Source organism: Bacillota bacterium (genome assembly GCA_040754675.1).
Taxonomy (GTDB): Bacteria; Bacillota; Limnochordia; order Limnochordales; family Geochordaceae; genus Geochorda.
Map to the genome: position 1 here is coordinate 1 of JBFMCJ010000133.1, position 9,037 is coordinate 9,037.

A 9,037-nucleotide genomic window follows, 5' to 3' on the forward strand; every position below is an offset into this window, starting at 1 on the left:
ACGCCCCTGGAGATCCAGCCCGTCTACCACTGGTCGGAGCCGGGGGTACGCGGCCACATCACCAGTGCCGTGCTGGCGCTGCTGTTGGCCCGGATGATCGAGCAGCGGCTGGAGGCGGCCGGCATGCCCCAGCGGGCCCGTACCGCCCTATCCACGTTGGCCGAGATCGACGAGGTGGAGATCGACTGGGAGCCTGCCGGCTGTACCGGCTGGCCGCCTGAGCGAGGAGCAGCGCCGGCTGTGGGAGGCGTCAACCGTGTCACGACGGCCCTGGCTGATTTGGCTGTTTAAGTTGGGTCTAGCACTGCTGCCGAAGTGGTCTTGTCAAGTGGCCGTTGATATCTTCTGAACCTCGATACAAGTCGGGCCTCCGAAGGTGAAGCCCAAAGCGAACCCAACGCTATCGGCGACCCTCAGCTCTCGCCACACTTGATTATCCACGTTGGCGCTGTGCACAAACAGCCTGTCACCATGCACATGTCGCTCAATGAAGCCGTAACTCGATTCTAAGCCGACAATGGTACCGGTGAAACGTTTAGGCGCAGAGCCCTCTCTTAGGACATGACGCACCCTATTTCGCACATCCAGACCCATGGGTGACCTTCGGAGGCTGCGAAAGATGTCCTTAGCCTCCTTGACCTTGTCGCGTTCCCCCGTAATAAACAGGAGCGTAGCGTACCAGAACTGTGCAACATAGTTGCCGTCGCCAGGGCTGAATGCGCGGCGCAAGTGGTACAAAACTGAGTCCACGTCATCGGGTGACCACCTCAGCAGGAGCATCGCTAACTCATAGTGGAGCCGCTTCTCCCCACGGTTAGCCTCTACCGCGGAGCTTAGTACATGAACTGCCTCTTCCAATCCGCCGCGATCGACGTAGGCCTTTGCCAGACGAGAGGCTATGAACGGGCTCCGGCGATTTGCGTCGAAAGCCTTCTTGAGGGCCATGAATGCTCGTTCATCATCTTTGAGGATCCGTGCGAGCTCGGCCTCAGACGCCAGCAGAAACTCGTCATCCGGGAATGCCTGCAATGCACGGGTCAGGTACCGTTCCGTGTCCTGTATTAACGTGTCGATTTCCCTATCAGTTACGCTGTCAGCGGACAACGCCTCCCGCAGACGGTCCAACGCCACTCGAATCAAGGTGTGGTAGCCGTACGCTCCATGTCGCGAGGCCAGCAGCGTGGCCACCAGGCGCTCTGCCTCTTTCCGCCACCGCTCCCGCTCACCGGGAGTTTCGGACGCCTCAGCTCGTCGCCGAGCAAGCTCAGCTAGCGAATGCACAATGGTCTTGTCACTTGGAGACATTTCGTGTGCTTTGCTGAGGTACTCCTGGGCTTTCCGTAAATTCCCATTTGGACGGTTCATCTCATAGATACCCATCTGGTGATAGAGGTACGGATCATTACCGGCAACACTGCAGGCCACCCTGAAGATCTCGACCACAGCCGAGTGATCTGGAAACAGCTCCAACAGCGTTCGACCCCGCACTAGCTGCCTGAGTGCCTGCCTATCTGTCGTGTACGCCGCATTCAACGCGGCCAGAAGTCTGATATAGTGGTCGAACCTATCAGCAGGAGAACTGAGGATGCGTTCGAAGACGATTTGAGCAATCTCTGGGTGCCGAGCTGTGTAATGATAGTCCTTGGTTACCGGATCATAACCGGTGTATACAACGTGCTCCAAAGGCTCGAAAAACTGGGTTCTGAACGCCTCGAAGGGCACGCCATACACGCGGGAGATGATTCCGGCACGTACTGGGACACCAAGCCTGTTCAGGATGCATATTGAGAGGTAGATATTCTGGGCACGCTGAGGGCGAATTTCGTTATACTCGTCAACTAGGATCTCCTCAAAGGGCTTGCCTTGCGTAGCTTCATGTAGTGCCACCAAGAGCTGTCTGCCTGCTCGTTCCTTGAAGGCCCGCACTTGAGCTTCTCGTGGCATGCCGTTAAGATGGCCGAGGGACCGGTGCTTCGTCAGCAGGTCCACGAGATCCCCGATCTCTCGCTCATTCAAGTAGGGAAGAGTATACATGGATGTGACGTAGTCCTTGATCCGCTCGCATGTCATGTTCCACTCATTGACTCGTTCAGCTGATAATACGGTGAGGCGCAAGCTATCTCGGCGAGCCTTGGTCAGTAAGTCCTCAATCTCCACGACCCTGTCCGCGGCATCGTCAACGAAAAGAAAAACGCGCTCCTTTGTAAGCAGAGCCAATTCGGCCACCGGCTCATATGATAACCTACCATATGGTCTCAAGAACAGGCAGAGCTTTTCATAATCTTTGGCCGCTTCCCAGGCCACTCGACGAAGGCAGACTGACTTGCCAGCACCAGCCTCCGCCTTAATCACGCAGAACTCTGTCGGAGCAGGTCGTTCTCCTTCGTCGGCCAGCAGCACATCCAAGAGAATCGTCTCGACAAGCTCACGTCGGACGTCCAGCCCCTGTTCAATAGCTGCCCAACCCGGGTTATACCCCCTATAAAAGGCCTGAGGCGTGACGGACGCCCCCGGCAAGGGACCAGGCACATAGTCCACGTCATAATCAAGGAACGCGCGGGCGGTATCGGTGAGAGAAACGTCCGCCGTTGCAAGCCTACTCTCCACCGGATGAACGGTCTTGGCGACCGCCGCCAAGCGCCGAGTATGCATGGGTATCGAGCTCTCGAGCGCTCTCAAGAAGGTCTCAAAGGTGCCTTCGAGTACGGTCACTCGTCGCATCTCCCAATAGCGTCGTTCCACTTCGCGAACTTCTGGAACTACTAGGTAATGTCTCGGCCTGTTTTCCTTCAACTCCGACAGGACGTGAAGGATTTCCCTGATGTCTGAATCACGCATGTTATACCCGACGAACACAACCGGATTCTCATATGCCCACTCGATGAGTGTGTTAAAGAGGCGTTCCCGACCTGTCTTGTGTGTGACATACTGGTCGAAAGTCAGGATGAGGGGCAGATCGGGGTCATGCGTCCTTGTTATGCAGCCATGTAATTTCAAGAGTACAACCGCGTCGACCGAGCGCACCTTTTCATCGATCCTGTCCTCATTCGAGAGAAACGGCACCAAGTTCTGTGCACGATCCGTTTGGAATTCGTATGCTGTCTCGATGACGGTATCAAAGTTAGTCGTGGCAATGCCTCGCCATCGAAACGTCGGCAGCGTTAGATGGAACCTCGAAGGCTGAAGGCCACGCAACGTTGAGGCGACGAAATCCTGGACCTCGGCTAGACTTGATTCATTGATGGCTAATTCTGTGATAACCTGCAAAGGTAGGCCGGCATGATCCGAGCCCAAGAACTTAAGCGCAATGGCGTCAGCAAGCTCCTGGCCGCTTGGGGGTTCTCGACCATCTGGCAACGTAGCACCCTTCGATGCTCCTGCGCCCGCGAAAAGGACCACTTGGCCGCTACGCACTTGGTCGATAAGATACTGCGGGAGATCCATCCCCTCTCCCCCCTGGCCTACTTGATTGCGCCCACGACCTGGCGTTCATGTAGGCATCACGAGAAGACGTTACATAGGCCATCTTGCGTCAGCTGTAAAAGGTACGCCCGTTAGGACCTTGCCTTTCTGGTCTCGACGACTCCGTTCGACGGTCTTCGAGTTATTCCTCCGGGCGCGTGGAGACTTGCCCCCAAGGTGCAGGGGGCGACAAGCCGGGGCCGAAGTTCCGCCACCAACCCAAGAGGCACGGATCGGAATTGCCCGAGGAGGGACCAGCGTGACAGGGAGCCATCCGGCCTACCCGTCCGCGCGGCTACGCCGTAGACCCGTGGATGACGAGCGGGTTTGGCTCCAGAGACCCTACAGCCGGTAACTCGTCCGGTCGACGGCAATGGTCCGCCGGAGACCTTCAACCAAATCTACGGGCTTTAGCAGAGTGGAGCCCGTGGCCCGGCTTGCGACACAGGTCGCAGGACGAGGCCTGCCCCACATGCGCCCAGACACGGTTGCTTTCAGTGTGCCGGAGCGCCAGCGAAGGAAACGGCCATGAAGAAGCTAGGCATTGGTGCCGAGGCTCAGTTCTGGGCAGGGCCTCGCCGAGGGTGGATGCCTTGGTGTACATCTCCGGCCACCACCTGCGCGCACGTGTATCCCCCGGGGTGGGCAGAGGCGGCCCTGCGGGCGGTCGAGGAGATCCGGGCGCACGTCCGTGAGGCTCGGTGCCCGGTGGTGCCGAAGGCGGGCTTGCCGGGCCGGATGCCGCCCCGGTAGACGGCAGATGCTGCAGAGGTAACCGAGCGTATGGCAGGAAAGGGTCGCGAGCGCATGGCGTCTCCCCGCTGGAGCGAGGCGGAGTCGGAGGCGTTCCTGGAGTTGGGGCCGCTCTTCACGCCGTGGCGGGACGAGATGGCGGCGGTCATGGTCGACCTCATCCCGGCGGAACCGGAGGAGGCGTTCGTTGCCGTGGACGTGGGCGCCGGCGATGCGTGGCTGAGCGAAGCCGTCCTTCAACGGTTTCCCCGGGCCTGCGTCATCGCTTTGGACGGCTCCCCCGCCATGCTGGATGCGGCTCGACGGCGTCTGGCCGCGTTCGGGGCAAGGGCGGAGGTGCGGCCGTTCGAGCTGGACAGCCAACGGTGGCTGCGGGAGTTGCGGGGCCCGGTTCGCTGTTTTCTGAGCTGTCTTGTCATTCACCATCTCGACGATGCGGGCAAGCGGCGGCTGTTTGGGGGACTGCGCCAAAGGCTGGAGCCGGGCGGCGGGCTGCTCATCGCCGACATCGTGAGGCCGGCCAGCCGGTGGGCATGGCGTCACGCCGCCCGGACGTGGAACGAGGACGTGAGGCAGCGTTCCCTGCAACTGACGGGCAACCTGGAGGCATACCAGCGCCTGGCCGAGAGCGACTGGAACTGGTTCGAGCACCCCGATGACCCCATGGACAAGCCGGGCGCGCTCGTCGACCAGCTCACCTGGCTGAGAGAGGCGGGCTTTGTCGACAGAATGACACCCGCTTCAGGCTCCTCTGGACGGTAGACAGCGGCCCGCCCTGCATGCCGGTCTCGGCACGGCACCCCGGCGCGGGTGCGCGTGGGCTTCGCCCGTTACTTCGAGCCTGGCCGCTACGAGGACCACTGGGTGTGCGAGTACTGGAACGCTTCCGAGGCCCGCTGGGTGCTGGTCAGCCGCCGCTTTCTCACGCCCACAACACCAAGCAACGGCGGCAGAACGTAGTGCGACTCCTGGTCAGGCTCCAACGGCACGTGCTTCGGCACGACCGGTTCTCCCATCTCGAGTATCTCAAAGCCTGCCCGCACGAACGCGTTCATGTACTCCGAGAGCGGCCGGTGGAACGCTCCCAGGGCAGCCCTCAGGGTACCTTCCCGGCCTGAACGCCACCACTGGGGAGAGTATTGAGAAACCCTACGATGCGATAGACGCCCCGTTCCGTCGTCCAGAGGTTCACTGTGAAGAGACTCAAAGCAAGGATGCATAATGGTCCAGACTGCCATACCGCCGTCCGAAAGAAGGCGTGATGCGGCAGCAAAGACCGCCTCGAACTCCATCACATCCATGAGCATAAGGTTGATGACCACGGCGTCAAAGGCCGCGTCGGGAAGCAGGCTCGGCTTGCGAGCGTCGGCGCATACGTATGTGACGTAAGGCGGGGTGGGGTACGACCGGGCGAGGACTATCATGGTCTGACTGATGTCTACTCCCGTCACGATGCCTCCCTGCAGAGCCATTCGTCGAGCCAGCTCTCCCTGCCCGCAGCCCAAGTCACACACCTTCTTGTTGCGAATGTCGCCCAGCTGTCTCAATACGAAATCGTAGGACAATTCAATAACCGGCGTTTTCCGCCGAACCAATGCGTCGTAGGCTTGACCCCATTCATCATACGACTTCATGGGCATTCCCCCGAAGTTGCCGTCCAGCGCCTGCTCGTTACCGAACGCGCGCTGCCAGCATCACGCAGGTGATGAGGCTGGCCCGTTATCCTGTCATCTCCAACCGAAGCCCGGGCCCATCGAGCACAAGCACCCACTGGTTGAGCAGGTTGCGTCCGAGCAAGGTCTGGTCGCCCAGGCCAATCACCTCTGCCGATCGCCGGACCCCGTTGATTTCGACCTCGGCCGCGTATACCACGGCACCGTGAACGACCCCGGCCACGCCCGCCACCCTCAGCCGCCCGATCGGCGGTAGCCTGATGGCCGCAGCGACGGCCGCCGGAATCACGGTCACGTCGGCTCCAGAGTCCACCAGCGCGGGGAGCGCTACCCCCCGATCGGGGCTCCCCGGCGCACTGATGCGCACGGGAACGACCGGGGCAGGCGGGTCGTAGGATGTATCGTACGGATAACTCAACGTCACGGCCGCACCACCCGCGGCGATGGCACCCGCACCGTTCGCTCCGCCGGGGTGACCTTGGGCATGAAGACGGGACGAGGACCGAAGCGAGCGAAAACCCGATGGGCCAGGTGCGCGAAGTCGTCGTCCGCGTCCACCACCTGCCGATCGACAATGGCAACGTACTGGCCACCGTAAGCTTCCAGCAATCGGGCTCGGTTCGCCTCAAACCACTCTATCTCGGTCTGGAGCGCCATCAGCGCATTCCCGCTGCTACCGGGTACGGTTTGGGCCGCCGCCAGCTTCTCCTGAAGCGCCTCTGTCACGAACTGCGTGAGAGTCACTCCCCGCCCGGCGGCGGCCGCCTTGGCCGCTCGCGCCAGTTCCTGTGGCAGGCCCCGAAGGTACAATGTCGCGCCCTGTCCTCGTGCGGAGGCCATCGGCACGGCTCCTCTCATCGTCCGTGGCTGCGCCCCTATGCTAACCTGTACGACGTGTGTTAGCAAGCCAGTGGTGGAAGCTGGAGAGGCCGCTCGCTCACCGCCTTGAGCGTGAACCCTGGGACCTTGTCCGTGGATCCGCTGCCGAACGAGCGGCGGGTGGCCACGGCGACCCACTTCCGTGACCCCGAAGGAGACTTGCCCGAAGTAGCCAACTACAGAGAGCCGAGGCGGATCACCGGCGTTGAGCTGGCCGGAAGGGGGTAAGGGCGGGGCCGTGAACCCGTGGCTTGGCCCCCATTGGGAGGAGCGGGAGATGGCCGCCTCGGTAGACGCTCTGGTGATCCGGCATGCCACGGCAAGCGACGCGGCGGCCATTGCGCGAATCTACAACCAGGCCATCGAAGAACGTATCGCTACCTTCGAAACCGAGCCGCGCACACCCGAGGAACGCCGCCGCTGGCTCGAGTCCCACGGCCCGCGGCATCCCGTTCTGGTCGCCCAGGTGGCGGGCCAGGTGGCCGGGTGGGCGTCCATCGGGCCCTACCGCCCCCGCTCGTGCTACGACGGTGTCGGCGAGTTTTCGATCTATGTCGACGCGGCGTGGAGGGGCCGCGGCGTCGGCCGGCGCCTGCTCACCGCGCTGATCGAGACGGCCGAGCGGCTCGGGTACTGGAAGCTCGTCTCCCGCGTCTTTGACTTCAATGTGGCAAGCCGCGCGCTTTGCCGTTCGTGCGGATTTCGGGAGGTGGGCACCTACGAGAAGCACGGCCGCTTGGACGGGCGCTGGATTGACTGCGTCATCGTCGAGCGCCTCATTCCTGAAAACATACGGTAGCGCCAGGCCCCGGCCCTGCCCGCTCGCCCCTTCTGATGGCCCTACCCTCGCGCGGCCCTACGCCGTGGCGCCTGCAGCTTGGTGCATTTCCGCCACGTAGTCCTGCCGGACCGGGTGGAAGACGTCGTACGCCAGGGATGCTTCAAGGGCGCGGCAACCGTGGGGTACGTTGCGCTCCCCCTCACCACGTAGCTGATTTGCTCGTGCTCATGGGTATGAACGTCCACCTCGCCACCCGGCTCAAACAGCACAGCCGGGGATGACCATGGTGCTTGCCCCCCGTTCGCCGGCGCCCGCCACGCAGCCGCCGCGTTCGACCGCCGGGGCCCCGACGGGCGGGTGTATCCTGCCGACGTCGTCCACGCCGTGGAGCTGGCGGCCCTCAACGAGGAATTCGCCCGCGTCGTGACCACCAAGCAGCTCCTTCACGAGCTGGACGAGGCGTAGAGACCGCTCACGAAGGTTTTGACGAACACGACGCGATGCTGGCCCGGGCCCGCGTAATCCCTGACCGCGGGCACGTCGTCGACGTACACAGCATCTTCCGTGACCATGACGAACCCCATCCGCGTGTGAAACGCGACCGACTCCCGGTTACCAGGCGTCGTGATGGCCTTGATCCGGCGACACCCCCGTTCGGCCACCACCTCGATGAAGCTCTCGTAGAGCGCCCGGCCCACCCCGGCGTGCCGTGAAGCGGGCGCCACTGCCACCATGTGGACGTAGGCCTCCTCGGGATCCCGCTGTCCGGCGAACCCCACGAGAAAGCCCACCACCGCACCCTTGTTCTCGGCGACGAAAGCCGTATCGCCGAACTGATACAGAAACACGGGGTGCAGGAGGTGACGCACGGGCCGTCCCCACCACTCGTCAACGACCGTCACGAGGTAGTCGAAGTCCTGTTTGCGCATGGTTCGTATCGTCATAGGCACGCAGCACCCATCCCCCGCCATCGAGACGCTACCGGCACCGAGATCCTTGGCCCGCCGGAAGGCGGCGGCCGCCACAGTCCCTGCTTATCTTGACGGCGAATCCCGTGACCCGGCGTCCGGGCGGGCCACAGGCTCCTCCGCGGTGATAAGGCGCACGCCCCGGTCGTAGAAGGGATAGCTCCACCCCCAGTTGACCAGCACCAGCAGCCGGTTGCGGAAGCCGATGAGGTTGACCAGGTGTACCCCCAGCCAGGCGAGCCACGCGGGGAAACCCCGGATGGGCCGGTTGCCCAGGAGGGCCACCGCGCCATTGCGCCCGATGGTGACCATGGTGCCGCGCTCCCGGTAGCGAAACGGCAGGGGAGCTGCGCCAGCCAGTTGCCGCCGGATGTTGCGGGCGGCGTGCTCGCCCTGCTGGATGGCCGCCGGGGCGACCTGGGAGACGGGACGGCCCGCCTCGTCTTCCAGGTAGGCCTGTCGCCGACGCAGTACACCTCCGGATGACCGGGCAGTTGCAGGGTCGGCTCCACGACGGCGCG

8 protein-coding genes and 2 pseudogenes are annotated in these 9,037 nt (G+C 62.6%); 4 read left to right on the forward strand and 6 right to left on the reverse strand.

The window, feature by feature from the left end:
* The coding region (locus AB1609_09430; protein MEW6046685.1) for a hypothetical protein at nucleotides 1-291 on the forward strand (291 nt) is incomplete at its 5' end.
* Between the two features lie 33 nt (nucleotides 292-324).
* On the opposite strand, the gene AB1609_09435 is transcribed toward AB1609_09430, so the two are convergent.
* Nucleotides 325-3,444, reverse strand: coding sequence for an SIR2 family protein (locus AB1609_09435; protein MEW6046686.1), 3,120 nt, complete (start codon nucleotides 3,442-3,444; stop codon nucleotides 325-327).
* Nucleotides 3,445-4,245: 801 nt separating this feature from the next.
* On the opposite strand from AB1609_09435, the gene AB1609_09440 reads away from it, so the two are divergent.
* Together AB1609_09440 and AB1609_09445 are read left to right on the forward strand one after the other, a co-directional pair.
* A complete protein-coding gene (locus AB1609_09440; protein MEW6046687.1) occupies nucleotides 4,246-4,977 on the forward strand; it encodes a methyltransferase domain-containing protein in 732 nt (243 codons plus the stop codon).
* Between the two features lie 30 nt (nucleotides 4,978-5,007).
* Nucleotides 5,008-5,124, forward strand: a pseudogene (locus AB1609_09445) (transglutaminase domain-containing protein).
* A 125-nt stretch (nucleotides 5,125-5,249) separates the two neighbouring features.
* Here AB1609_09445 and AB1609_09450 read toward each other — a convergent pair.
* The 3 genes and pseudogenes from AB1609_09450 to AB1609_09460 all read right to left on the reverse strand — a co-directional run bounded on the left by AB1609_09450 (nucleotide 5,250) and on the right by AB1609_09460 (nucleotide 6,728).
* Nucleotides 5,250-5,855: pseudogene (locus AB1609_09450) on the reverse strand (class I SAM-dependent methyltransferase).
* Nucleotides 5,856-5,934: 79 nt separating this feature from the next.
* Nucleotides 5,935-6,312 (reverse strand): retroviral-like aspartic protease family protein, encoded by a 378-nt coding sequence (locus AB1609_09455; GenBank protein MEW6046688.1) that lies wholly within the window; start codon nucleotides 6,310-6,312, stop codon nucleotides 5,935-5,937.
* Entirely contained in the window at nucleotides 6,309-6,728 is a 420-nt protein-coding gene (locus AB1609_09460; GenBank protein MEW6046689.1) for a DUF5678 domain-containing protein, read from the reverse strand. The genes AB1609_09455 and AB1609_09460 overlap by 4 nt, the downstream gene beginning before the upstream one ends.
* A gap of 337 nt (nucleotides 6,729-7,065) precedes the next feature.
* On the opposite strand from AB1609_09460, the gene AB1609_09465 reads away from it, so the two are divergent.
* Nucleotides 7,066-7,566 carry an arsinothricin resistance N-acetyltransferase ArsN1 family A gene (locus AB1609_09465; protein ID MEW6046690.1) on the forward strand — a complete coding sequence of 167 codons (501 nt, stop codon included), beginning with the start codon at nucleotides 7,066-7,068 and terminating at the stop codon, nucleotides 7,564-7,566.
* 425 nt (nucleotides 7,567-7,991) lie between these two features.
* On the opposite strand, the gene AB1609_09470 is transcribed toward AB1609_09465, so the two are convergent.
* Together AB1609_09470 and AB1609_09475 are read right to left on the reverse strand one after the other, a co-directional pair.
* The gene (locus AB1609_09470) at nucleotides 7,992-8,492 is read right to left on the reverse strand and encodes a GNAT family N-acetyltransferase (GenBank protein ID MEW6046691.1); all 501 of its coding nucleotides are present in this window, start codon (nucleotides 8,490-8,492) and stop codon (nucleotides 7,992-7,994) included.
* Between the two features lie 90 nt (nucleotides 8,493-8,582).
* On the reverse strand, nucleotides 8,583-9,037 hold a 455-nt coding region (locus AB1609_09475), incomplete at its 5' end, for a hypothetical protein (GenBank protein ID MEW6046692.1).

Coding starts and splice junctions, on each gene's coding strand:
- AB1609_09435 (MEW6046686.1), bottom strand. CDS start 3,444: ATGGATCTCCCGCAGTATCTTATCGACCAAGTGCGTAGCGGCCAAGTG.
- AB1609_09440 (MEW6046687.1), top strand. CDS start 4,246: ATGGCAGGAAAGGGTCGCGAGCGCATGGCGTCTCCCCGCTGGAGCGAG.
- AB1609_09460 (MEW6046689.1), bottom strand. CDS start 6,728: ATGGCCTCCGCACGAGGACAGGGCGCGACATTGTACCTTCGGGGCCTG.
- AB1609_09470 (MEW6046691.1), bottom strand. CDS start 8,492: ATGACGATACGAACCATGCGCAAACAGGACTTCGACTACCTCGTGACG.